The 24,737-nt window shown below is 65.0% G+C and carries 21 protein-coding genes; 3 read left to right on the top strand and 18 right to left on the bottom strand.

What is annotated here, in order from left to right:
- The first annotated feature begins 18 nt into the window (after window positions 1-18).
- The gene (gene paaZ / locus ABWW33_RS09285) at window positions 19-2,064 is read left to right on the top strand and encodes a phenylacetic acid degradation bifunctional protein PaaZ (RefSeq protein WP_353401012.1); all 2,046 of its coding nucleotides are present in this window, start codon (window positions 19-21) and stop codon (window positions 2,062-2,064) included.
- Window positions 2,065-2,115: 51 nt separating this feature from the next.
- Here paaZ and ABWW33_RS09280 read toward each other — a convergent pair whose 3' ends face one another.
- On the bottom strand, window positions 2,116-3,345 hold the full coding sequence (locus tag ABWW33_RS09280; RefSeq protein WP_353401010.1) for a M24 family metallopeptidase: 1,230 nt from the start codon (window positions 3,343-3,345) through the stop codon (window positions 2,116-2,118).
- 155 nt (window positions 3,346-3,500) lie between these two features.
- Between ABWW33_RS09280 and ABWW33_RS09275 the strand changes: the two genes are divergently transcribed.
- Window positions 3,501-5,129: a CehA/McbA family metallohydrolase domain-containing protein gene (locus tag ABWW33_RS09275; RefSeq protein WP_353401009.1), complete on the top strand. Its 1,629-nt coding sequence runs from the start codon at window positions 3,501-3,503 to the stop codon at window positions 5,127-5,129.
- Window positions 5,130-5,144: 15 nt separating this feature from the next.
- On the opposite strand, the gene ABWW33_RS09270 is transcribed toward ABWW33_RS09275, so the two are convergent.
- From ABWW33_RS09270 to ABWW33_RS09210, 13 genes are all read right to left on the bottom strand, one after another.
- Window positions 5,145-7,412 carry a M4 family metallopeptidase gene (locus ABWW33_RS09270; RefSeq protein WP_353401007.1) on the bottom strand — a complete coding sequence of 756 codons (2,268 nt, stop codon included), beginning with the start codon at window positions 7,410-7,412 and terminating at the stop codon, window positions 5,145-5,147.
- Window positions 7,413-7,528: 116 nt separating this feature from the next.
- Entirely contained in the window at window positions 7,529-8,038 is a 510-nt protein-coding gene (locus ABWW33_RS09265) for a type II secretion system protein (protein WP_353401005.1), read from the bottom strand.
- A complete protein-coding gene (locus tag ABWW33_RS09260; protein ID WP_176652407.1) occupies window positions 8,013-8,387 on the bottom strand; it encodes a type II secretion system protein in 375 nt (124 codons plus the stop codon). The genes ABWW33_RS09265 and ABWW33_RS09260 overlap by 26 nt, the downstream gene beginning before the upstream one ends.
- A gap of 4 nt (window positions 8,388-8,391) precedes the next feature.
- Window positions 8,392-8,865, bottom strand: a complete 474-nt coding sequence (locus tag ABWW33_RS09255; protein ID WP_353401002.1) for a type II secretion system protein — start codon at window positions 8,863-8,865, stop codon at window positions 8,392-8,394.
- Between the two features lie 2 nt (window positions 8,866-8,867).
- Window positions 8,868-10,823, bottom strand: a complete 1,956-nt coding sequence (locus tag ABWW33_RS09250) for a secretin GspD/PilQ domain-containing protein (RefSeq protein WP_176652409.1) — start codon at window positions 10,821-10,823, stop codon at window positions 8,868-8,870.
- Complete coding sequence (locus ABWW33_RS09245; RefSeq protein WP_176652410.1) at window positions 10,820-11,335, bottom strand: hypothetical protein; 516 nt, start codon at window positions 11,333-11,335, stop codon at window positions 10,820-10,822. The genes ABWW33_RS09250 and ABWW33_RS09245 overlap by 4 nt, the downstream gene beginning before the upstream one ends.
- The gene (locus ABWW33_RS09240) at window positions 11,332-11,937 is read right to left on the bottom strand and encodes a hypothetical protein (RefSeq protein WP_353401000.1); all 606 of its coding nucleotides are present in this window, start codon (window positions 11,935-11,937) and stop codon (window positions 11,332-11,334) included. Before ABWW33_RS09240 ends, ABWW33_RS09245 begins: the two co-directional genes overlap by 4 nt.
- A complete protein-coding gene (locus ABWW33_RS09235) occupies window positions 11,925-12,485 on the bottom strand; it encodes a PilN family protein (protein WP_353400998.1) in 561 nt (186 codons plus the stop codon). The genes ABWW33_RS09240 and ABWW33_RS09235 overlap by 13 nt, the downstream gene beginning before the upstream one ends.
- Window positions 12,482-13,339, bottom strand: a complete 858-nt coding sequence (locus tag ABWW33_RS09230) for a hypothetical protein (RefSeq protein ID WP_353400996.1) — start codon at window positions 13,337-13,339, stop codon at window positions 12,482-12,484. Before ABWW33_RS09230 ends, ABWW33_RS09235 begins: the two co-directional genes overlap by 4 nt.
- Window positions 13,326-15,011 carry a GspE/PulE family protein gene (locus tag ABWW33_RS09225; protein ID WP_353400994.1) on the bottom strand — a complete coding sequence of 562 codons (1,686 nt, stop codon included), beginning with the start codon at window positions 15,009-15,011 and terminating at the stop codon, window positions 13,326-13,328. Before ABWW33_RS09225 ends, ABWW33_RS09230 begins: the two co-directional genes overlap by 14 nt.
- On the bottom strand, window positions 15,008-15,442 hold the full coding sequence (locus ABWW33_RS09220; RefSeq protein ID WP_353400992.1) for a type II secretion system F family protein: 435 nt from the start codon (window positions 15,440-15,442) through the stop codon (window positions 15,008-15,010). Before ABWW33_RS09220 ends, ABWW33_RS09225 begins: the two co-directional genes overlap by 4 nt.
- Window positions 15,340-16,209 (bottom strand): type II secretion system F family protein, encoded by an 870-nt coding sequence (locus ABWW33_RS09215; RefSeq protein WP_353400990.1) that lies wholly within the window; start codon window positions 16,207-16,209, stop codon window positions 15,340-15,342. The genes ABWW33_RS09220 and ABWW33_RS09215 overlap by 103 nt, the downstream gene beginning before the upstream one ends.
- Before the next feature lie 111 nt (window positions 16,210-16,320).
- Entirely contained in the window at window positions 16,321-18,858 is a 2,538-nt protein-coding gene (locus tag ABWW33_RS09210; RefSeq protein ID WP_176652415.1) for a M4 family metallopeptidase, read from the bottom strand.
- A 767-nt stretch (window positions 18,859-19,625) separates the two neighbouring features.
- On the opposite strand from ABWW33_RS09210, the gene ABWW33_RS09205 reads away from it, so the two are divergent.
- Window positions 19,626-20,282, top strand: a complete 657-nt coding sequence (locus ABWW33_RS09205; RefSeq protein WP_176652416.1) for a hypothetical protein — start codon at window positions 19,626-19,628, stop codon at window positions 20,280-20,282.
- Window positions 20,283-20,291: 9 nt separating this feature from the next.
- Here ABWW33_RS09205 and ABWW33_RS09200 read toward each other — a convergent pair whose 3' ends face one another.
- The 4 genes from ABWW33_RS09200 to argH form a co-directional block, all read right to left on the bottom strand.
- A complete protein-coding gene (locus ABWW33_RS09200; RefSeq protein WP_176652417.1) occupies window positions 20,292-20,948 on the bottom strand; it encodes a DUF6445 family protein in 657 nt (218 codons plus the stop codon).
- Complete coding sequence (locus ABWW33_RS09195; protein WP_176652418.1) at window positions 20,945-22,591, bottom strand: TRAP transporter large permease; 1,647 nt, start codon at window positions 22,589-22,591, stop codon at window positions 20,945-20,947. The genes ABWW33_RS09200 and ABWW33_RS09195 overlap by 4 nt, the downstream gene beginning before the upstream one ends.
- Window positions 22,592-22,602: 11 nt before the next feature.
- Window positions 22,603-23,175, bottom strand: coding sequence for a TRAP transporter small permease subunit (locus ABWW33_RS09190; RefSeq protein ID WP_176652859.1), 573 nt, complete (start codon window positions 23,173-23,175; stop codon window positions 22,603-22,605).
- A 136-nt stretch (window positions 23,176-23,311) separates the two neighbouring features.
- Window positions 23,312-24,709 (bottom strand): argininosuccinate lyase, encoded by a 1,398-nt coding sequence (gene argH, locus ABWW33_RS09185; protein WP_176652419.1) that lies wholly within the window; start codon window positions 24,707-24,709, stop codon window positions 23,312-23,314.
- Window positions 24,710-24,737: the final 28 nt, after the last annotated feature.

The raw sequence follows: 24,737 nt of genomic DNA, 5'->3' as shown, positions 1-24,737 counted from the left end.
TAAGAAACGGAGATCAACATGGCATCAACCCTGCAAAGCTGGATCGGAGGCCGCTGGATCGGCGCCGAAGCGTCGGCGCCGCTGCATAGCGCCCTGAACAACTCGCTGATCTATCACACCCACGCCGAGAAGATCGACTTCGACGAAGCCGTCACCTATGCCCGCAAAGTGGGCGTGCCGGAACTGATGAAACTCGATTTCCAGCAGCGCGCCGCGCGCCTGAAGCTGCTGGCGCTGTACCTGGTCAGCCGCAAGGAAGAACTGTACGCGATCTCGCACCTGACCGGCGCCACCCGCGCCGACAGCTGGGTCGACATCGAAGGCGGCACCGGCACGCTGTTCGCCTACGCCAGCATGGGCAGCCGCGAGTTGCCGTCGTCGAACGTGCTGCATGAAGGTCCGGCCATGGCGCTGGGTAAAAACGGCGGCTTCTCGGGCACCCACATCCTGGTGCCGCGCGGCGGCCTGGCGGTGCATATCAACGCCTTCAATTTCCCGATCTGGGGCTTGCTGGAGAAGTTCGCGCCAAGCTTCCTGGCCGCGATGCCGTGCATCGGCAAGCCGGCCACCGCCACCAGCTACCTGACCGAAGCCTTGGTGCGCATGATGCACGAATCCGGCCTGCTGCCGGAAGGCGCGCTGCAGCTGGTCATCGGCAGCACCGGCGACCTGCTCGATCGCCTGGGCGGCGCCGACGTCGTCACCTTCACCGGTTCGGCCGACACCGCCGCCAGGCTGCGCACCAACCGCAACCTGATCGCTAACTCGGTGCCGTTCACCGCCGAAGCCGATTCGCTCAACTGCGCCATCCTGGCGCCGGACGTCTCGCCGGACGACGTCGAGTTTGACCTGTTCGTCAAAGAGGTGGCGCGCGAGATGACCGGCAAAGCGGGCCAGAAATGTACCGCGATCCGTCGCATCATCGTGCCGGAAAATATGGTGGACGCCGTCGGCACCCGCCTGCGTGAACGGCTGGCGAAAGTCAGCGTTGGCGATCCGTCGGTAGAGGGCGTGCGCATGGGGGCGCTGGCCTCCAAGGACCAGCAACGCGACGTCGCCGAGCGCGTCGAGCTGCTCGCGCGCGGCAACGAGGTGCTGTTCAGTGAACGCGACGGCTTCAAGCCGGTCGGCGAAGGCGTGGCCGGCGGTTCGTTCTTCTCGCCGACGCTGCTGCTGTGCCGCGACGGCATGAGCAACGACGCCGTGCACGACATCGAAGCCTTCGGTCCGGTCAGCACCATCATCAGCTACAACGGCATCGACGAAGCGATGGCCCTTGCCGCGCGCGGCAAGGGCTCGCTGGTCTCGACGCTGGTGACCAAGGAGCCGGCCATTGCTGCCTACGCGGTACCGATGGCGGCCGCCTCGCACGGGCGCGTGCTGATACTCGAACGTGAAGCGTCGGTGGACTCCACCGGTCATGGTTCGCCGTTGCCGCAGCTGAAGCATGGCGGTCCTGGCCGCGCAGGCGGCGGCGAAGAGCTGGGCGGCATCCGCGCGGTGCGCCACTTCCTGCAGCGCGCCGCAATCCAGGGCTCGCCGACGATGCTGGCCGCCGTCACCGGTGAATACGTCCGTGGCGCCAAGGTGCAGGAAAGCGAAGTCCATCCGTTCCGTAAATATTTCGAAGACCTGAAGATGGGCGACTCGCTGCTGACGCACCGCCGTACCGTGAGCGAAGCGGACATCGTCAACTTCGGCGGCGTCTCGGGCGACTACTTCTATATGCACTTCGACGAGATCGCCGCCAGGGATACGCAGTTCGGCAAGCGCATCGCGCACGGCTACTTCGTGCTGTCGGCCGCCGCCGGCTTGTTCGTCTCCCCGGCACCCGGTCCGGTGCTGGCCAACTACGGCCTGGACAACCTGCGCTTCATCACGCCGGTCGCCATCGGCGACACCATCCGCGCGCGCCTGACCTGCAAGCGCAAGGTGGACCGCAACCGCACCGACGACAAGGGCGTCGGCCAGGGCGTGGTCGCATGGGACGTGCAGGTGACCAACCAGAACGACGAGCTGGTGGCCAGCTACGACATCCTGACGCTGGTGATGAAGCGGACCTGAGACAGAACCGGCGCCGGAGGACTGCTTTCTCCGGCGCATAGGGCATAAGGCTTATTTGCGCAGGCCGAACGGATCGTCGATGCTGTGCGCCGGTTCGGTGAACCACTTCGGACCATTTTCCGTCATGTAGAAATGGTCTTCGTGGCGCACGCCGAATTCGCCGGGGATGCAGATCATCGGCTCGTTCGAGAAGCACATGCCGACATCGAGCGGGGTCTTGTCGCCGCCGACCAGGTACGGCCATTCGTGGATATCGAGGCCGATGCCATGGCCGGTACGGTGCGGCAGGCCTGGCAGCTTGTAGCCCGGTCCGTAGCCATCCGCTTCCAGCGAACGCCGCGCCGCCATATCCACTTCCTCGCACGGCACGCCCAGCTGCGCCGCATTGAACGCGGCCAGTTGCGCCGCCTTTTCGCTGTTCCACACCGAACGCTGACGCGCGCTGATTTCACCGAACACGTAGGTGCGCGTGATGTCGGAAATGTAGTTGTGCAGTTTGCAGCCTGTATCGATCAGCACAGTGTCGCCTCTCTGCAACGTCTGCACGTAGCTGACACCGTGCGGATACGCGGTCGCCTCGCCGAACAGCACGATCACGAAGTAGGAACCCGAGGCACCTACCTTGCGGTGCGCGCGGTTGATGAACTCCTCCACCTCGACCGTCGTGATCCCCTCGCGCAGCATGCTGGCGGTAGCGACGTGCACAGCCAGCGTCATGTCCTTGGCGCGCTGCATCAGCGCGATCTCGCTGGCCGACTTGCGGGTGCGGCAGTGCGCCGTCACCTGGCGCGCGTTCTCCAGCGCGTAGCCGGCGGCCAGTGGACGGATGCCGTCATAGATGAAGAAGGCCGCGCTCTCGCAAATGCCGACGCGCGGTGCCGTGCCGCCCGCCGCAGCCGGCGCGATGCCTATGCGCTTGAGCGTCTCGACGAACAGCTGATATGGGCTTTCATGCTCATGCCAGGTGTTGACGTTCCCTTCGACAAGCATGAAATCCTTCAGCGTGCTCTCTTCAAACGCAGGAGCGATGTATTCCACCGGGCCGCTGGCCGGTACGATGGCGCCGACCATGCGTTCGCTGGCGTGCCACTTGGTGCCGGTGAAGTAGGTCATGTTGGAGCCGGCGTTGACGTAGATCGCTGCGATGCCCTGCTCGCGCATGTAGGACTGTGCGCGCGCGATGCGCTGCAAGTGTTCGTCCTTGCCGATGGGGACCGCGCCCGCGGTCATGTCGGACAACGAGGCCAAAGCCTCTTCTATGGTTTTTCCGCCTATGGTCATTTTTATAATCCCTGAATTGATTTGCGAGGCTGCGCGGATCTTTGTCTGCGCCAGCCGGCGATCATAGCAGCTTCACACGCCTTACCTCGTCATAAGGAGGTAATACGCCGATGTTAATGTGCCGAATTCCGCATTCACTTCAGGACTCATATATCATGCCGTTTTCCTCCCGTTTTCGCCCACGCCAATTGCTGATCCCGACCGCCATCGCCATCCTGCTGACCGCTGCCGCCTGCGGCGGCGACCAGTCCCCGACCGTCGCCGCGCCTCCGCTGCCGAGCGGTCGCTGGATCGCGGGCGATCTGCATACCCACACCACCCAGTCGCCCGATACCGATGTCAGCCAGACACTGGACAAGGTGCTGGGCAAGGCCTTCACCAACTATGGCCTGGATTGGATGGCTGTCAGCAATCACCTGCGACTGTCCTCGCGAGACGAGAAGGGCGCCACGCTGCCTGCGGCGATTCCACTGTCGACCGGCGTCGAACGCTACGAGATTCCACACGTGAAGGCGCTGCAAGCTGCCGGCACCTTTGCCGACAAGCTGATTTTCTCCGGCTTCGAATGGGACATGCCGACCCACGACCATATCGGGATCGGCCTGTTCGAGGGCAGTGACAAGCTGGCCGCCAGTACCAAGGGCATGAAGGAATTCGAATACCTGTTCACCACCCGCGACGCGACGCTGTTCGATGCGGCCGATGTCGCCGCCTGGAAGGCCAAGTACGGCGCCACCCGCTACAACGCCTCCGCCGACGATGCGCTGAAAGCGATCAGCTGGCTGAAGGACAACTACCCGGACACCAGCTACGCCGTGGTCAACCACCCGTCGCGTAACAAGGGCAGCTACACCGTCGACGACTTCCGCCGCTTCAACGATATCGCGCCGAACATCGTATTCGCCATCGAAGGCATGATCGGCAACCAGATGGAGCCGGACCGTGGCGGCTACACGGCGGCCTATACGCCGGAAAACGCGCCGTTGCGCGCCTACGGCGGCGTCGACTACGTCGTCGCCAAAGTCGGCGGCGTGTGGGATGCGCTGCTCGGCGAGGGCCGCCGCATCTGGAACTTGACCGATTCGGACACGCACTTCAAGATCGTCGGCGGCAACAGCAGCGGCTACTTCCCCGGTGAGTACGCGAAGAACTACGTTTTCAACAGCGCCCAGGGCGCACCAGCCGCGAAGGACCTGCTGCAAGGTCTGCGCTCGGGCAAAATGTTCTCGGTCTACGGGGACTTGATCAACGCGCTGGACTTCAACCTGGCCAGCAAGGACGATCGCAAGGAGATGGGCGGGGAACTGAAGGTCGCCAGCGGCGACAAGGTGACGATCACCATCCGCTTCAAGTCGCCCGCAAAAAACAACTACGAGAAGCCGGTCGACAGCGGTACGGCCGCCAACGTCAAGCCAGTGGTCGACCACGTCGACCTGATCGTGGGCGACGTGGGCGCCAAGGCCACACCGGGCAGCGCCGCCTACAGCGTGGCCACCAATGCCAGCACCCGTGTGGTGAAGCGTTTCACCAGCGCGGACTGGAAGGTCGATGCGGACGGCTACTTCAGCATCAGCTACGAAACCACCGCCGGCAAGAACCAGTACTACCGCCTGCGCGGCACCAACCTCGGCACCGATGTCGCCGGCCTGACCCAGGATGGCGAGCCGCTGGCGGACCAGCGCACCGGCACCACTGACAACACGGCGCGCTTCAACGATATCAACGATCGCAACTACCGCAGCCTGTGGTTCTATTCGAACCCGGTATTCGTGGCGTTGAAGTAAGCGCGCCTCCCTGCCTTACTTGGCGATCAGGCTGACCTTGTCGAGCACGAACGAGGTCTGCTTCGACCGGTCCTCGCGCATTGCAAAGGACAACGTGACGGTCTGGCCTTTGTAGGGCAGCAGATCGAAATTGCGGATCTGGTAGCCCGCTGCCGCGTCGAGGTTGGTGTAGGTGGCCAGTGTCGACAGCACTGCGCCGCTGCTGTTTTTTACCGTGACCACCAGCCGGTCGTAGACCACGGCGCGGGTTTCCGAGGTGTCGATGTGCAGCGCGTAGGTCAGCGTCGCACTGGTGGCTGCGGCTGGAATCGATATGCTCTGGGTCAGCGTTTCGGTAGAAGTGCGGCCATTCCCCCCCAGCCAGGCGAAACGGGTGCCTTCGTAGGCGGTCTGGCCGGTGTGGGAACCGATCACGCGGGTGCTGCCGCTCCAGCCGGTGGTGCCGGATTCGAAACCGCCATTGATAACCAGTTCCGTGCCGTCACCTCCGCCGCCACCTCCACCACCCGCGCCGGCTTCGTCGATGTCGGCGCCGACGTTGATCGCCGCGTAGGCGCGCTGTACGGCGATGGCTTCCTTCGAATCGGCGCCATACAGCTCCTGCGCCGACGCAAGCACCTTGCCGCGGGCGTCGGCGTAGTTGGTCGACGAGGTGAACTTGGTGGTCAGTGCCTTGAACCAGATGCGGTAAGCCTTGTCGTTGCCGATGCCGGTCATCGCGGCGGGACTCTTCACCAGGTATTTGCTGTAGTACTCGGTCGTGGAGTCGGCGTTCGAACCCTGCGACAGGAAGTAGAACATGCGGTTATTCGGCCCGCTGGAATAGTGCACGTCCAGGTTCTTCAGCGAGGTGCTCCACGCATCGGGGCTGCTGCGATCCTTGCTGGGTTTGTACATCCAGCGCAGCGGCTGGCCGGATTTGCTGATCTCCTTGCCCATCATCCAATCGTTGCCGGTAAGCGGGATCGATGTTCCGGTGCCGCCCGCGCGCGCGTAGGCTTCCACCATTTCGCCGCCGATGTCCGAGTTCGATTCGTTCAAGCCGCCCGACTCGCCGGCGTACACCAGGTCGGCCGTGGATGCGGCGACGCCGTGCGACATTTCGTGACCGATGACGTCGATCGAGCCCAGGCTGTAGAAGGTGTTGCCGTCGCCGATGTACATGCACTTGCAGCTGTCATCGTAGAAGGCGTTGTCGTAGGCCGTGTCCACGTGCGCGGCGATGTAGGTCGACGTGTTGTTCCCATCCAGCGACTGCCATCCCAGCACGTTCTTGTTGGCGTCATAGGTGTTCATCAAGCCCCACAGCGCATTGACGGCGGCGGTCTGGCCGTTGGCGTTGGTGGTGCTGCCGCCGTTGATGTACTGCTTGCCGTCGCCCCAGGTATTGGTGCTGTTGGTGTAGATGGCGCCGGGATTCGGATTACTGGCCGAGCTGTGGTTGGCGTTGGTGATCGCCATGCCGCCGAATTTTCCGCCGGTGCCGCGCGACGCATCCAGCATCTGGAAGGTGGAGCCGGATTGCGTGGTATTGATCGGCACCACACCGTTGTACTGGCTGTTGCCGGTGCCGACCACCGTCTTCAGCGCCACCCACTGCGCGATGATCGCGCCGGTTTTCGCGTTGACGACGGTATCGTAGTAAACCGGCTTGCCATCCTGCGCCATGCGCGTCTTCACATAGTAGGCCAGTTCGTAGTGATCGACTACGTCCTCGACGTCCGTGGCGTTCAGTTCCGATTCCGGCTTGCCGGCGGCGGTGGGCTTGCGCACGGAGTTCATCAACGGGTAGACCAGCAGTTCGGCGCTTGGCGGCCAGCGATGCGTACCGCGCGGCGCGGTCGACTTGGCAGCCACCGCGATGGCGTCATCGGTGCTCAGCACCGGCGTCGTGTCGGTCAACGGCGTCGCCGCCGCGGCGTTGGGGCTCAGTGCGGGCCGCCGGTCGGATGTGGAGACACTGATGATGCCGCCCGATGCATCGGTGACCACCACCGATTCCGAGCCGAACACGCGCAAGCCCTTGTACGTATGCTGGGCGCGCGTGATCTTCTGGCCGGTCACGCCGGGGTGCTGGCTGCTGATGTGGAAGCTGTAGTCGGTGGCGGGCCCGCGCGCGGCGTCCAGCGCGGCCAGCCGGGCCACAAGTCCGGCGGCCTCCGGCGGCGAGGCGATGTTGACCGGTGCTGCCATCAGTTGTTCGGCCGCACGCGACGCGGTGGTGGACAGCATCGAGACAGCTGCGGCGATGCTGGCCGTTAGCAAGTGCATACGTAGGATCATCTCATCCTCCCATGTCGACATTCCAGCGGTATCGAATGATGTCGCCGATTCCGCCAATGCGGATGAGTCACGCTAGAACGGAGAGGGTGGACAGGTACTGTCCTATATCAATAAAGTCAGCGTTTGACGTCGCCACCCTGCGGTATGGTGAACAGATCGAAGGGATAGGTGAAGATCCAATCGGCATAGCGCGACTTTTTTGCCAGGCCCGCATCGTCGTCGTCGAAGTTGTCCTGTTTGATCGGACGCAGGGGCGATGTCGAGTGGATGCCGACGATGCGGCCCTGCTGTAGTATCAGACTCCATTCCGGCTTGCCCGTGACCGGATCGGCGTAGAGCCGGCGCAGGTGGCGCCTGGGGTTGGCGAAGCGCGGGTCCTTCAGCAGGTCGTCGAGCGTCAGCGGATACTGGCTCAGGCCATTGGCCTTGACGTAGCTCTCCAGCGCGTGGCGGAATTCATGGCCGATGAACAGCAGCTCGCGCTCTTTGTCGCGCCGCATCGCGGTTGCGTACAGGTCCGCCGCGATGGTCAGGCCGACGCCCATGAACGCCACCAGCATCAGCGTCCACAGATAGGCGAAGCCGCGCTGGCGCGGCGGTTTAGAGTTGGCCGAACGGGATGCCATCGCGGGTTTTTCCTTTGGCGCCGCTGCGGATGTCTGCCACGCCGGGTTTGTCGGCGTCGGCGGAGGGCAGCAGCTGCCAGGTGACGGCGGATTCCGTCACCGGATCCATGGGCACCTTGCGGAAGTAGTGCTGGCTTACCAGGTCGGACAGCGCGGCCGGATATTCGCCCTTGTCCGCATAGTATTTATCGATGCCGCTGCGGAGTACTTGCAGATTTTCCTTCAGCGCGACTTCCTTCGATTTGTCGACGGAGCTGAAATACCGGGGCAGGGCGATCGTCAGCAGCAGCGAGATAATCGCCAACACCACCAGCAATTCGACCAGCGTGAATGCCTTGTTGCGGTTCATGGCGTCACCATTGTTTGAGGGGGATGCCGTTCAGGCCCATTTTTCCGGAGCGCGAACTGATGTCGAAAACGTCTTCACCTTCACTGGGATTGTCCGGCGGCGAGGCGTAGGCGCGGACGGCCCAGCCGCCGCCGCTCGCCTCGGACGGCGCGAACGGGTCGCGCGGGATGCGGCGCAGGAAGTACATGTTCTGCTTGCGCGGGCTGCGCTGGTCCGGCACGCCAGTGACCAGGTCTTCGAGTCTTTTCGGATAGCCGGAATCGCCTATCGACAGCTTGATGTGGCCGTTGTCGGCTGCGCGCTTGTAGGCATCGATCGCCTCGCGGACTTCGATCAGCGCGGCGCGCAGCTGGTGCTCCTTCTCGCGCTGCAGCGCTACCTGCGCCATCGGCGCCGCCACCATCGCCAGCGTGGCGAGGATGGACAGCGTGATCATCAACTCGATGAAGGTGAAGCCGCGTTCGGCCTTGCGCCACATGCCTACTGGACCTTTTTCGATGAGTTGGAAACCGGGCCAGCCGGTTCGGGCTTGGCCGGAGTTGGCGCCGGCGGTGCGTCGCCTCCAGTCATGCCGGAACTGCCGGTCATGGAAGATCCGCCGGAAACCGGGGATGCGTCGCGCTGCGGTTGCGTGGCTTCCGGCGCTTCCGCTGCATCGCCCACCGAAGCCAGCGTGGTGACCTGGCTGCGGCCGCCGATGTCGGATTCGGTGCCGGAGTTGAACTCCGCCGCCGTCAACTCCGGCCGGCGTATCGAGCGCAGTATGCGCGGCGTGATCGACAACACGATCTCGCTGCGGGTCGAGTCGTCCTTCTGGGAGCCGAACAAACGGCTCAGCATCGGCAGGTCGCCCACGCCCGGCACCTTGTTGGCGGTGGTGCGGTCTTCGTCGCTGATCAAGCCGGCCAGCACCTGCGTCTCGCCGTCCTTCAGGCGCAGCACGGTGGCGGCGCTGCGGGTGCCGATCTGGTAAGCCTGCGTGCCGGATTTGCTGACGATCTCCTTGACCACGCTGCTGACTTCCAGGTTGATCTTGATCGCCACTTCATCGTCCAGGTAGATGTTGGGTTCAACGTCGAGCTTCAGGCCGACGTCCACATAGTTCACGCTGTCGGCGCTGACGCCGTTGTTGGTGGTGACCGTGATCACGGGCACGCGGTCGCCGATCAGCACCTTGGCCTTGTCCTTGTTGCGCACGCGGATGCGCGGATTGGCGAGGATATTGCTGTCCGTGTCCGTCTTGTTGGCGTTGAGCGTGACGGAACCCAGCGCCAGGCCGATATTGCTGCCGTTGATGCGGCGAAGGTCGCCGACGTTGAGCGCGCCATACTGGCCGCTGCCCAGCAAGGTCAGGCCGGCCGAATCGGGCCAGCGGATGCCCAGCTCCTGGCCGCGCGTGCGCTTCACTTCCAGCACTTCCACTTCCAGCATCACTTCCGGATCGGCGACGTCCTGCACCGCGATGATACGCTCGGCCATGCGTATCATCTCCGGCGTGTCGCGCATGATGATGGTGCCGATGCGTTCATCGGTGACGATGTCCTTCGCCTTCAACAGTGTCTTCAGCGAGAACGCCACGGTCTTGACATCGGAATTGGCCAGGAAGAAGCTGCGTACCAGCAGCTGCTGGTAGTCCTTCTGCTTTTGCGGATTGTTCGGGTAGATGGTGACCGAGCGATCGCTGGTGATGCTTTGCTCCAGCTGGTTCGCGCTCAACAGCATGCCGATGGCTTCCTCGATGCTGGTGTCGCGCACCGAGATCGTGGCGCGCAGGTTAGGATCGACGTCGCGGTCGAAGACGAAGTTCAGACCCGAGATCTTGCTGAGAAAATCGAACACCGACCGTAGCGGCACGTCGCGAAATTCCAGCGTCACGGGTTTGCGGTAGGCGACCGCCAGGCGGCCGCTGGCCGGCCGCAGTCGCGCTTGCGCGTCGTTGAGGCGTGTCTTCAGGCGCTGGAGGTCGCGCTGGTTGGGACGTTCGACCAGCAGGGGACGCAGCATCTCCTGCGCCTGCGTCAGGTTGGCGTCGCCGCCGCGCTGCAGCAGCGCTTCCGCGTCGGCCATCGTCTGCTGCAGGCGCTGGTCCTGGGCCAGCGCCGCCAGGCCCTGGCGCGCGATCAGATTGGCCGGATCGATGGCCAGCGCCTGTTCATACAGCGCCGTTGCGTCGGCGGACTGGCCTTTCAGGCGCAGCGTGTCGGCGCGGCTGTTCATTGCGTTGACCAGCTTGAGTTTGCGGTTCAGCAGGACGATGCGGTATTCGGCGTTGTGCGGATCTTCGTGGGCGGCTTGTTCCAGTTTGGCCAGGCCCTGGTCGATCTGGCCGGCGTCCAGCAGGGCATTGCCTTCCTTGAAGGTCTGGCTGCCGGCGCAGGCGCTTAGCAGCAGGCAGGCGGCGGCCAGCGTGTGCAGGCGGTTGGCGATGGATTTCAATTGGTGTCCCCTACGACTAAGGTTTGTTTTTGGTGGAGCGGCAGGTAGATGAAGGTCATCGTTCCGCCGTTGACGCTGTCGAGCATGTAGTCGTCGTTGACCTTCTCGCCGGGACGGGCGACGATATTCTGGCCATCGATCTGCAGGAACCACGCGGTCTTGCCCTCGTCGGTGAAACGGCCGACAAACTGGAAGGGCAGCGCCGGCGGTCCCGATGCGGATGTCGCTGCGGCCTGCGGCTGTGGCGCCTGTTCCTGCATCATCTTCTTCGGCGCTTCCGGCGCCCAGCTTTGCTTGGCGAAGACGTTGCCCATGTCGTCGTCCGCGACGCGCGGGTGGATTTGCAGTTCTTCGGGCGTGCCGGCCGGGGTGACATCAGTGACGGGGACGGGCGGTGCGGCCTCGCGCGTCGTTGCCGCCGCCGGGCCGACGACGCCGCCATCCTGATCCGGCGCGAACCACGCGGCCAGCAGCGTGGCGACGGCGGCGGCGCCGATGACTATCTTCCTCATCGCCGGTCCTCCTGGCGGCGCACCAGCAGCACGAACTGGATGCGTGTCTCGACGTCGCCCGCTTCGATCTGTTCGCGCTTGAAGGCGACCGATTCCAGCGTCAGCGTCGGCAGCGCCTGCAATGCATTGATGATGAAGCCTTGCGTGCTGGCGTAATCCGCCTTGATCGGCAGCGTGATGCGGTAGCGCAGGAAGCCTGCCTTGCCATCCTGTTCGGCCTTGTACTCGGCCTTGTTCAGCGCGATGCCGCTTTGCTGCGCCACGCGCACCAGTTCCTTGAGCTGGTCAGGAATGGCGTCGTGCGCCGGCAGGTAAGCGTAGAAGGCGGCCACGCCGCCGGCGGCGGTGGCGACCGGAGCATGCGGCGCGGCAGCTGCGCGGGCCGCAGCGTTCAACTGTCGGGTCAACGCGATCTGGCGTTGGTCCAGCTGCGTCGCGTGCCATTGCGCCAGGACCGTCAGCAGCAAACAGGCGACGCCGCCGACGACGCCGGGGCCGCACTGGCGCAGCAGGCGGCGTGCCTGCCATGCCAGCCGTGGGGCGAGGTTGGGGGGCACGGCCAGCTTCAGCTTGGGCAGCGCACCGGATCTTATTGCCGCCATTGGGCCTCCAGCTGAAAGTGATACGGCCGTTCGCCGGTGCCGCCCGCCGCCATTTCGTGCTTGACCAGATACACGGAGCGGAACATCGGCTGCTGGTTGAGGAAGGCCAGGTAATTGATCATGTCTTGCGCGGTTTCCGCTTCGGCCACGATCTTCAGCGCGCCCGATGGCACGGCGGCATCGGTGCCGTCTTGCGGCTGCTGGCCGTTCAGATCCAGCGCGAGCAAGGCGACGCGGACATCGGCCGGCGCGGCGATGGATTTGATCAGGCGCGTGACGGGCAGGTTGAGCTGGCGCACCGCTTCGGCTACGGCCTTCACCTGCAGGTCCTGTTCGTGCTGCTGGGCCGGCGCCAGTGCGGGACGGGTCAGCCGTACCGGTTGCGCGGCGGCTTGGGAGTCCAGACGAGCCTCCAGACGGCTCACGGCCTGCAGATGTGATGCCCAGTTGACGGCGGCCGGCAGCAGCGCTACGACGCCGAGGCTCAGCAGGACAAGGCGCCAGCCGGAGAGCGGAACCGCGCGGGGCAGGAAGTTCAGGCGCGTCATGCGGCAGCCTCCGACTGTGCGGGGAACGGCAGGATGGTTGCGGTGGCTGCCGCCTCGCCGCCAAGCGGACTGTCGATCAAACGGAAGCGCGCCGGCAACGGTTCCGGCGACGCCTGCGCCATGGACAGGTCGACTACGGCGACCTGCTCGATCCCCGCCAGTTCCGGAGCGCGCAGGGTCCAGCGCTGCCAGGCCTGCGGCAGCGCGAGGCGCCAGGCTTCGCCGGCCGGCTGCGACTGGATCGCCGTGATGCGCTTGCCATCCAGTGCAGCCATGGTGATGCGGCCAGGTTCGATCAGCGCCAGCGCGCCGGCCGCCGCGTCGAGCGGACGCAGGGCGGTGGCCAGCAACGGTTCGATGGCGCGGCATGGATGACCGCATTCGGTGGCGACATCCTTCAATGCCTGCAGCAGCGTGCTGTCGACGCCGCAGACCACGCGCGTCTGGCCATAGGGCGCATCGTCGCTGGCGATGCTCCAGCCGCGCGCGTTGTCGCCGTAGAGCGCGGCCAGCTGCATCTGCAGGAAGCGGCTGGCGCCGGGCTCGGACAGAAGCGCGTCGCTCCACGGCGCCAGCACCATCTGGCTCCAGCGGCCCGACAGGCTGATTTCCAGCGGCAGCCTGGCCGACGCTATCGCCGGCTGCTGCAGCAAGGCGCGCAACGCGTCCACGCTGGCCTGCCAGTGGCCGCCGGCATGGTCCACGGCGATCTGCTGGACGCTGTCTTCGACCAGGCGCTTGCCCTGCACGACCACGCACCGCAGCTGCTGCGGCGTCAACAGGATGCGCAGGCGGCCTTGCTGCATCAGGCGCGCCAGCGGCGCTCGTGAAAACAGGCGTTCAGTAAGTGACACGATTGAGCTCCAGTAAAGTCGTTTCGCCCTGCCGTACCAGATCCAGCCCGGCGCTGCGCGCCAGCCGGAAGCCCATGGTGGCGGCTTCCTCCTTCATGCGGCTGACCGGCGCGCGGGTGCAGATCATTTCCCGCATGGCGTCGTTCAGGATCAGCACCTCTGCCACGGCCTTGCGGCCCTTGTAGCCGGTGCCGCGGCAATGGCGGCAGCCGCTTCCCGCCTTGAAGCGCCAGTCGCGCACGGAATCGGCACTCAGGCCGCTATCCAGCAGGTCTTGTGGATCGGGCGCGACGTCCACCGCGCAGTGTTCGCAGTTGAGCCGCAGCAGGCGCTGGGCGACGATGCCGTTCAGCGCCGCCGCAAAGCTGTACGGATCGACGCCCATGTGCAGGAAGCGGCCGACCACGTCGAACACGTTGTTGGCATGGACCGTGGTGAACACCAGGTGGCCCGTCAGCGAAGCCTGCACCGCGATCTGCGCGGTTTCGTCGTCGCGGATCTCGCCGATCATGATCTTGTCCGGATCGTGGCGCAGGATGGAGCGCAGGCCGCGCGCGAAGGTCAGGCCTTTTTTCTCGTTGACGGGAATCTGCAGCACGCGCGGCAGCCGGTATTCCACCGGATCCTCGATGGTGACGATCTTGTCGCGCCCCGTGTTGATTTCGGTGATGGCGGCGTACAGCGTGGTGGTCTTGCCGGAGCCGGTCGGGCCCGTCACCAGCAGCATGCCGTGCGGCTTGGCGGCCAGGCGCCGGATCTGCACGATGGCGTCGGCGTTCAGGCCCAGGCTCTCCAGCCGCAACGCGGCTGCCGCCTCGGTCAGCGCGCGACGGTCGAGCAGGCGCAGCACCGCATCTTCGCCGAAGATGTTCGGCATGATCGAGACGCGGAAGTCGATCTCGCTGCCTTTCACGCGCACCTTGAAGCGGCCGTCCTGCGGCACGCGGCGCTCGGCGATGTCCAGCTCCGCCAGCACCTTGATGCGGGAGATGATCTGCTCGGCCATCTGCAGGCCCTGCACCGTGCCGGCCTGCACCAGCACGCCGTCGACGCGGTACTTGATGACCAGGCTGGCGGCGTCGCATTCCAGGTGGATGTCGCTGGCCTGGAACTTCAGCGCGTCGTAGATCGTCGAGTTGACCAGCTTGACCACCGGGCTGCTGTCTTCGCTGATGCGTATCAGCGAGATGTCCTCGATGGTCTGGTCCAGGTCCGCCAGCTCGCCGTGGCTGCCGTCCTCCATCATGTCCTGCATGGCCTGCTGCACGCTTTCCTGCTGCGCCAGATAGGCGGTCAGGTCGTCGGGGTGCGCCAGCGCCACCGTGTAGGCGGCACCGATGGCGTAGTCGGCCCATTGCAGCGTATCGTCGGCGTAGGGATCGCCGATGACCAGCACGGGGACCGCGCCGGCACCTTCGCGCAGCAGCACGCAGTCGCGCTGGGCGCAGTCGGTGTACGACAGCAGGTCGAAGGCCGGCAGCGCGGCCTGCAGCTTGCTCATCGGCCAGGCCGGATAGCAGAACAGGTTGGCCAGCTGGCGGGTCAGCTCTTCGGGCGTCAAGCCGGCGGCCTCCTGCAGCACCGCCATTTGCGGGCGGCCCTGCGCCAGCGCCGCGGCACGCGCGCCGTGCAGCATCTCAGGGCTGAGCACAGCCGGTTCGCGTGCATTCATGACAGACTCCCCGCCAATTCGAAAATCGGCATGTACATCAAAACGACGACGCCGCCGATCACCACCCCGATCAGCGTCATCAACACGGGTTCGAGCAGGCGCGAGGCCCAATCGACCCAGCGGGCGAATTCCTCATCGTGGAACTTGGCCGAGCGCTCCAGCATGTCGCCCAGGCGGCCGGTGTTCTCGCCGACCTTGAGCAGCGACTGCGCCACCGGCGTGGCCAGCGCGTTCTGTTCCAGCGCGGTGGAAAACGGCAATCCCTGTTCGACCGCGCGGCGCGTCTGCACCAGCTGCACCTGTTGCGACGGCAGCAGCATGGCGTTGGTCATCGCCAGCGCCTTCGACAGCGGTATGCCGGCGTGCAGCAGCAGCGACAGCGCGCGGTAGAAGCGCGCCAGGCGGAACTCGGCCGCCTTGGCCGACAGCACCGGCAGCCGCCATGCGCCAGCACCAGCCGCTGGCGCATGGCGGCGTTGCCCAGGCCGAGCACCACGCCGCCGACGACGGCCGCCAGCGTGGCGGCGCACAGCCACGGATGGGCCGCCAGCGTCTTGCCGAAGCCCAGCAGCATCTGCGAGGCCCATGGAATTTCGCGGCCCGAGCTTTCGTAGACCACGCTGAACTTCGGCACCACATAGCCCATCAGGAACAGCGTGACCAGCGTGCCGACCACCAGCAGCATGGTCGGGTAGATCGCGGCCGAGACCAGCTTCTTGCGGATGGCGTCGAACTGCAGCTGATAGCCGACGAAGCGCGCCAGCGCCTCCGGCAGGTTGCCCGAGCGTTCGGCGGCATGCACGGTGGCGACGTAGAGTTCCGGGAAGACGGCCGGGAAATCGGCCAGGGTGTCGGAGAAGCTTTTCCCCTGTTGCAGCGAGCGCTGGATGGCGGCCAGGGTGGCGCGCGCGCCGCCGCGGGTTTCCTTGTTGAGCAGCGTGGCGGTGGCCTCGCTCAGATTGAGTCCCGCCTCCAGTAAAGCCAGCAGCTCCTGGCTGAACTGCAGCAGCGGGAAGGGCTGCTTGCTGATGCGGGCGTGCGCGCGCTCCCCCGCACCGGATTGTCCGGTACCGATGATGGCCAGCACGCGCCAGCCGCTGCGCGCCGCCTGCCGTATCGCCTCCGCCTCGCTGGCGGCGTCGATCGCTATGGTTTGCCGGCCGGATGGCCCGCCCTGCACTTGTAGGTGGAACTGCATCGCATGCTACTGCCTTACTCAACCAGAAAAAACGAGGCGGCGATGCGCTGCCGCCTCTTTAAAAACAGCCCCGATGGGGTGGACGGGGCTGTCCAGGTGTTACAACCTCACTTACTGGGTGATCAGGCTGACCTTGTCCACCACGAACGACGTTTGCAGCGACGAGTCTTCCGTCATGGCGAACGACAGCGTGACGGTCTGGCCTTTGTACGCGATCATGTTGAAGGTGCGGATCTGGTAGCCGCTGGCCGCGTTCGCGTTCGAATACGTGGCCAGGGTGCCCAGCACGGTGCCGGCGCTGTTCTTCACGGTGACAACCAGCTTGTCGTAGGCGGTGGTGCCCGATTCAGCGGTGTCGATATGCAGTGCGAAGGTCAGCGATGCCGAGGTGGCGGTCGACGGGATCGTCACGGCCTGGGTCAGCGTTTCGGACGCGGTCTGGCCGTTGCCGCCCAGGTAGGCGTACTTGGTGCCTTCGTAGGCCGTTTCGCCGGTGAAGGTGCCGATCACGCCGGTGGTGCCGCTCCAGCCGGTGGCGCCCGATTCAAAGCCGCCGTTGGTCACGCGCTCGGTGCTGCCGCCGGTGCTGCCGACGGTCAGCGTGGCATTGCCGGAGGTCGCGGTCTTGACCGGCGACGACGAATCGCTGACGACGGCGTTGAACACCGCGCCGTTGTCGGTCGATTGCGCCGTCAGCGAGTAGGTGGCCGAGGTGGCGCCGCTGATCACCGCGCCGTTGCGGTACCACTTGTAGGTGTATGGCGCGGTGCCGCCGGTGGCGCCGACGCTGAACGATGCGGTCGAGCCGGCAGCCACGGTCACGCTGGCTGGCTGGGTCGAGATCGACACGGCGGAACCGCCGGCTGCTTCGTCGATGTCGGCGCCGACGTTGATCGCGGCGTAGGCGCGCTGCACGGCGATGGCTTCCTTCGAGCCCACGCCATACAGTTCCTGCGCTGCCAGCAGCACCTTGTTGCGGGCGTCGGCGTAGTTGGTCGAGGCGGTGAACTTGGTGGTGTTCGCCTTGAACCAGATGCGGAATGCCTTGTCGTTGCCGATACCGGTCATCGCGGCAGGGCTCTTGATCAGGTATTTCGAGTAGTAGTCGCTGGTGCTGCTGGCGTTCGAACCCTGCGACAGGAAGTAGAACATGCGGTTGTTAGGGCCGCTGGAATAGTGCACGTTCAGGTTCTTGATCGTGCTGCTCCAGGCGTCCGGGCTGCTGCCGTCCTTGCTCGGTTTGTACATCCAGCGCAGCGGCTGGCCGGTTTTGCTGATCTCCTTGCCCATCATCCAGTCGTTGCCGCTGGCCGGAATCACCACGCCGGTGCCGCCGTTGCGGGCATAGGCTTCGACCATCTCGCCGCCGATGTCCGAGTTCGACTCGTTCAAGCCGCCCGATTCGCCGGAGTAGGTCAGGTTGGAGGTGGCGTCGGTGACGCCGTGCGACATTTCGTGGCCGATCACGTCGATCGAACCGAGGCTGTAGAAGCTGGAGCCGTCGCCGATGTACATGCACTTGCAGCCCGGGTCGAAGAAGGCGTTGTCGTAGGCGGTGTCGACGTGGGCGGCGATGTAGGTGGCGGTGTTGTTACCGTCCAGCGATTGCCAGCCCAGCACGTTCTTCATCGTGTCGTAGGTGTTCATCAAGCCCCACAGCGCGTTGACCGCGGCGGTCTGGCCATTGGCGTTGGTGTCGCTGCCGCCATTGATGTACTGCTTGCCGTCACCCCAGGTGTTGGTGGTGTTGGTGTAGATGCTGCCGGCATTTGGATTGTCGGCCGAGCTGTGGGCCGCGTCGGTGATGGCCATGCCGCCGTAGGTGCCGCCGGTGCCGCGGGTCGAATCGAGCATCTTGTAGGTGCTGCCCGAGAGCGAGGTCTGGATAGGCACCACGCCGTTGTACTGGCTGTTGCCGGTGCCGACCACGGTTTGCAGCGCCTGCCATTGGGCGATCACGGCGCCGGTCTTGGCGTTGAGGATGGTGTCGAAGTACACCGGCTTGCCCTTGTTGGCCATGCGGGTCTGCACGAAGTAGGCCAGCTCGTAGTGGTCGACCACGTCTTCCAGGTCCATCGCGTTCAGCGCGGCTTCGGACTTGTTGACGGCCGAGGCGATGCGCACCGACTTCATCACTGGGTAGATCAGCAGCTCGGCGCTCGGCGCCCAGCGGTGCGTGCCGCTCGGGGCGACGGCCTTGACCACCAGTGCGATGGCGTCGCTGGCGCTCAGCGACGGCGTGGTGTCGGCGATGGCGGCGGTTTTACCGGCGGTCACGCCGTTGGTGTCGGCGCCCAGCGCCGCGCGGCGGTCGGAGACCGATTCGCTGACGATGTCGCCGGCGTCATTGGTCACCACCACCGATTCGGAACCGTACACGCGCAGACCCTTGAAGGTGTGCTGCGCGCGGGTGATTTTCTGGCCGACGACGCCAGGGTGCTGGCTGCTGATGCGGAAGCTGTGATCGGCCGACAGGCCGTGCTCGGCGTCCAGCGCCGTCAGCTTGGCGACCAGTCCCTTGCTCTCTTGTGGAGAGGCCAGGCTGACCGGGGCGGACATCAGTTGTGCAGCCGCCTGGGCTGCGCTGGATACCATCATCGGCAAAGCGGCGACGACGGATGCAGCAAGTAGGGTCTTACGTAAATTCATCTCTTCTCCATGGGGTCTAGGTGTATTTCGCTTGATGCTGCCTGGCCGGATCGTGGCCAACTCGGCGTCTTCGGCGCTGCCCCGGCGGGTGGCTGGTCAGCGATTTTTGTGCGGCTAAAACGGCGAGCAGAGGCGACACTATTCCTGTCGAGATGGCGAAGTCAAAAAACTTGGAAAATTAGTCGCGGGAGAAAAAAATGTCTGAATTTAGACAATTCCGGGAGGGCATGCGGCCTTGTCCGACCATGGCGCATACCAGAGTAGGCACGCTGGAAGGCGCACGATTGAAGGGTTTTGTCTTAAATGAACAACGAACTAGACGCCGCGCTCTATTTTCGGTGGCTACGCAACACTATGCCCAAAAATTCAGCAAATCCCAGTTGCATAGATTTAATATTGCGAATTAAACTAGTTGCAGCCGGCTGGGATTATGGTCCCGGACCGGCACATAAAAAGCGCAGGGCACGACCCTTGATAACAAGCGCAATCGGGAACCACAGGAAGAAGAAAATGACCGCACACCCACAGCACGATTTCAGTTCCGCCCGCGCGCTGCGCGCCTCCCATACGACGGCCCCGCCGCCGATCTAGCATCGCTCCCAGTTAAAGACCAACGCTTGCCGCATATCTTCCGCCGCCGCGCCCCTATCCGGGGCGCCGGCGAGGCTATTGCGTCGCTGCGCGGCCCCGATCACGGCGGCCGCGCGGCACAGCGCCTGCTATCAGCTTAGTTTTTGTCCGCCGGCGCGCGGACAAGGGGAACTTGCATGCTGTCGATTGCCACCAAAGTAGAACGCATCGTCATGGAGTCGTCTTTTCTCACGGAAGGGCTGCGGCGCAACCTGATCAACCTGTCGGAGCTGGCGCGCCAGCTGCAGCCGCAGCTGGAGAGCGATTTGTGGAAGCCGGTCGGCCAGGCGGCGGTGGTGATGGCGCTGCGCCGCGTCGCCGAGCGCCTGCCGGAGGCGAGCAACGAGCCGATCGCGTTGGCGCAGAAGACCGGCGAGCTGACCACCCGCACCGAGCTGACCGAATACACCTTCCGCTACACGGACAGCGTCAACGAATGCCACCGCCAGCTGCTGGCGCGCGCGGAGCCGATGCGCGGCTCCTTCGTCACGGTGACGCGCGGCGTCAACGAGGTGATGGTGATCTGCAGCCGGGTGCTCACTTGCATGGTGGAGGAGGTGTTCGTCGGCGAGCGGCTGTTGGCGCGGCAGGACAACCTGAGCGCGGTCACGCTGCACCTCAATCCCGACACCAGCCGCACGCCGGGCATCTATCACGCCATCCTCAAGCAGCTGGCGTGGGACAAGATCAACCTGGTCAACATGATCTGCACCTACACCGAGCTGACCATCCTGCTGGAGCAGAACCAGACCGGCGCTGCGTTTTCGGTGCTGTCGAAGATGGTGACGCTCTGATCGAGGGCGTCACGCCATCCAGAAGAACACAGCGGTCATGCGCTTGTCGTCGTGGTCGCAGCCGAAGTAGCCGCTGGCCGAGTGGACCATGTTGGCGCGGTACAGCAGCATGCGGTTGAACTGGTTGTCGACGCGCAGGTCCTCGTGCCAGGCCTGCGGCGGCAGGCTGGTCACGCCCAGCGCCTCGCGCAGGTTGGCGTGCGGGGGACTACAGTAGTTGCCGCCCAGCGTGCCGTCCGGATAGCGCAGCCGGTAGAACGAGGTGCCGGCCGCCGGCAGCGGGTCCGGCGACAGGTAGATCACCGCCGCGTAGCGGCACAGCTTGAGCGAATCGGTATGCGGCCGCGGGCCGGATTCGATCCCGCCCACCAGCTGCACGTAGTTGTGATTGAGCGTGCTGCCCTGCGGCGTGGCCTCCTGCCACAGCTTCTTCGCTCCCGTCACCTTCTTGACCCAGGCTTCCACCAGCGCCAGTTCGTCCGGCAGCAGCGCGCCCTTGCTGCGCATGCCGGGCCAGGGTTCCGGGCGGTGCGGCGCGCCGAGCTCCCAGTCTTCGCGGGCGAAGCAGCGCTGCGCGACTTCCCGCGCGTTGGGCAGGATGTCGTCCTTGACCCAGTAGTCGCGGCCCAGCTGCGGCTTGCGGTAGGTCAGCGTCGGGCGCGTCATTTCTTCTCCGTGTCGGTCGAGAAGTTCAGCTGCGGCGCCTCGTCGTCCTTCTTCTCTTCGGCCGGCGGTGGCGGCGTGTCGAGCTTCAGTTCGATCTGCTCGTTCATGTCGACCTTCTTCTCCACCGACACCAGGTTGGGGAAGCTGATGATCAGCACCACCATGACGATCTGGATCAGCACGAACGGGATCGCGCCCCAGTAGATGTCGGAGGTCTTCACTTCCTTCGGCGCGACCGAGCGCAGGTAGAACAGCGCGAAGCCGAACGGCGGGTGCATGAAGGAGGTCTGCATGTTCACGCCCAGCAGCACGCCGAACCAGATCAGGTCGATGCCCAGCTTGTCCGCCACCGGGCCCACCAGCGGCACCAGGATGAAGGCAAGCTCGAAGAAGTCGAGGAAGAAGGCCAGCACGAAGAACAGGATGTTGACGACGATGAGGAAGCCGGTGCTGCCGCCGGGAAGGCTGGACAGCAGGTGCTCGACCCACAGGTCGCCGTTCACGCCGCGGAACACCAGCGAGAACACGGTGGAGCCGATCAGGATGAACACCACGAAGCAGGACAGGCGGGTGGTCGAGTGCATCGCCTGTTTGGTCAGGTCCAGCGACAGGCGGCCGTTGAACATCGCCAGCAGGATGGCGCCCATCGCGCCCATGCCGCCGCCCTCGGTCGGTGTGGCCAGGCCGATGAAGATGGTGCCGAGCACCAGGAAGATCAGCGCCAGCGGCGGGATCATGACGAACACCACGCGCTCGGCCATGCGCGACAGCAGGCCCAGTTTCAGGTGGCGGTTGGCCAGCGCGAACGCGAAGGCGCCGACGATGCCGACCGCGCCGGAGAAGATGCCCAGTTCATCGGCGGCCAGCGCCGGGTGGCCGGCGCCCCAGTAGTGGGCGAAGGCGAACGACGCGGCCACCGCGCCGATCACCAGCACCAGCAGCGAACGGGCGCCGCTGTCGCCATTGGGCTGGCGCAGGTTGCGCGCTTCCAGCGGCAGCGCCGGCACCATCTTCGGCTTGAAGATCGATATCGCCAGCACGTAGCCGGCGTACAGCGCCGTCAGCAGCAGGCCGGGCACGAAGGCGGCCTTGTACATGTCGCCGACGGAGCGGCCCAGCTGGTCGGCCATGACGATCAGCACCAGCGACGGCGGGATGATCTGCGCCAGCGTGCCGGAAGCGGCGATGACGCCGGCCGCCAGCTTCTTGTCGTAGCCGTAGCGCAGCATGACCGGCAGCGAGATCAGGCCCATCGAGATCACCGAGGCGGCCACCACGCCGGTGGTCGCCGCCAGCAGCGCGCCGACGAAGATCACCGCGTAGGCGACGCCGCCGCGTATCGGTCCGAACAGCTGGCCTATGGTGTCGAGCAGGTCCTCGGCCATGCCGGAGCGCTCGAGGATCAGGCCCATGAAGGTGAAGAAGGGGATGGCCAGCAGCGTGTCGTTGGCCATGATGCCGAAGATGCGGTTGGGCAGCGCCTGCAGCAGCTCGGGTTTCAGCAGGCCCAGCTCGATGCCGACGATGCCGAAGAACAGGCCGTTGGCGGCCAGCGAGAACGCGACGGGAAAACCGGAGAGGAGGAAAATCACCAGCGCGCCGAACATGATGGGCGCCAGGTTCGCTACCAGGAATGCTTCCATGTATGTGGCCTTTAGTTGATCTTATTGGCGGCTTTGATCGCTTCGATCTCTTCCTGCGGCGTGGCGGCGTGCTTGGCGAATTCGTGGCCGTCGATTTTCCCGGCCAGGAAGGCGATGCGCTTGATGATCTCGGAGACGCCCTGCAGCACCATCAGCAGGAAGCCGACCGGCACCAGCATCTTGGCCGGCCAGACGATCAGGCCACCGGCGTTGCTGGACATCTCGGCGCTTCGCAGCGACAGCAGCGCGAACGGCGTGCCGTAGTACAGGATCACCAGCGAGATCGGCATCAGGAACAGCAGGTAGCCGAACAGGTCGATCCAGACCTGCGTGCGTTTGGAGAAGCGGCCGGCGACGACGTCGATGCGCACGTGCTCGTCGCGCTTGAGCGTGTAGGCCGAGGCCAGCATGAACATCGACGCGAACAGGTACCACTGGATCTCCAGCCAGGCGTTGGAGCTCATGTTGAGGGTGTAGCGCACCACGGCGTTGACGGTGCAGATGGTGACGGCGGCCAGCAGGCACCAGCCGACGGCGTGGGCGATCTTTTCATTGAGCTTGTCGATGGCTCGCGAGACCGGCATAAACATTTGTGTCTCCTCTATCCTCTGGCGGGCGTTCGGGATGTCCGGGACGTCATTCCCGCGCAGGCGGGAATCCATGCCGAGCGGCTGCGGATGCCCGGCATGGACTCCCGCTTGCGCGGGAGCGACGCGGGGTTTATTTTGCCAGCTGTTCGCGCACGCGGGCAATCGCCTTGCGCACCTGGTTCGGCGCGGTGCCGCCGACGTGGTCGCGCGCGGCGACCGAGCCTTCCAAGGTCAGCACGGCGAACACGTCGTCCTGGATCAGCGCCGAGAAGGCGCGCAGCTGCTCCAGCGACATTTCTGCCAGGTCGATCTTCAGGTCGTCGCAGGCGCGCACGGCGCGGGCCACGGCTTCGTGGGCGTCGCGGAACGGCAGGCCCTTCTTGACCAGGTAGTCGGCCAGGTCGGTCGCGGTGGCGTAGCCCTGCAGCGCGGCGGCGCGCATCGCTTCCGGCTTGACGCTGATGCCGCCGGCCATGTCGGCGAAGATGCGCAGCGTGTCGACCACGGTGTCGACGGTGTCGAACAGCGGTTCCTTGTCTTCCTGGTTGTCCTTGTTGTAGGCCAGCGGCTGGCCCTTCATCAGGGTCAAAAGGCCCATCAGGTGGCCGTATACGCGACCGGTCTTGCCGCGCGCCAGTTCCGGCACGTCCGGGTTTTTCTTTTGCGGCATGATCGACGAGCCGGTGCAGAAGCGGTCGGCGATGTCGATGAAGCCCACGCGTGGGCTCATCCAGATCACCAGCTCTTCGGACATGCGCGAGATGTGCGTCATGATCAGCGAGGCGGCGGCGGTGAACTCGATGGCGAAGTCGCGGTCCGAGACGGCGTCCAGCGAGTTGTGGCAGACGTCGTCGAAGCCCAGCGTCTTGGCCACGCGCAGGCGGTCGATCGGGAAGGTGGTGCCGGCCAGCGCGGCGGCGCCCAGCGGCAGGCGGTTGACGCGCTTGCGGCAGTCGGCCATGCGCTCGGCGTCGCGGCCGAACATCTCGACGTAGGCCAGCATGTGGTGGCCGAAGGTGATCGGCTGCGCCACCTGCATGTGGGTGAAGCCGGGCATGATGGTGTCGGCGTTCTTTTCGGCCAGGTCGGTCAGCGCGCCGCGCAGGGCGTTGAGCAGTTCGACCACGTCGTCGATGGCCGAGCGCACGTACAGGCGGATGTCGGTGGCCACCTGGTCGTTGCGGGAGCGGCCAGTGTGCAGGCGCTTGCCGGCGTCGCCCACCAGTTCGGTCAGGCGTTTTTCGATATTCAGGTGGACGTCTTCCAGGTCCAGCAGCCATTCGAACTGGCCGGCTTCGATCTCGGACGAGATCTGCGCCATGCCGCGTTCGATCTCGGCGCGGTCGGCGGCGCTGATGATGCCTTGCGCGGCCAGCATTTCGGCGTGGGCCAGCGAGCCCTGGATGTCGGCCTTGGCCAGGCGTTTGTCGAAGAATACCGAGGCGGTATAGCGTTTTACGAGGTCCGAAACGGGTTCGTTGAAGCGGGCCGACCAGGCTTCGGCTTTTTTGGAGAGTTGTGCAGTCATAATGAAGAAAGTAGTTTGCGCGTTTTGT

The sequence above is a fragment of the Duganella hordei genome (assembly GCF_040369125.1).
GTDB classification, from domain to species: Bacteria; Pseudomonadota; Gammaproteobacteria; order Burkholderiales; family Burkholderiaceae_D; genus Rugamonas; species Rugamonas hordei.
The sequence above is the reverse complement of the archived record's forward strand: the minus strand, read 5'-3'. Positions and strand labels throughout refer to the sequence as shown.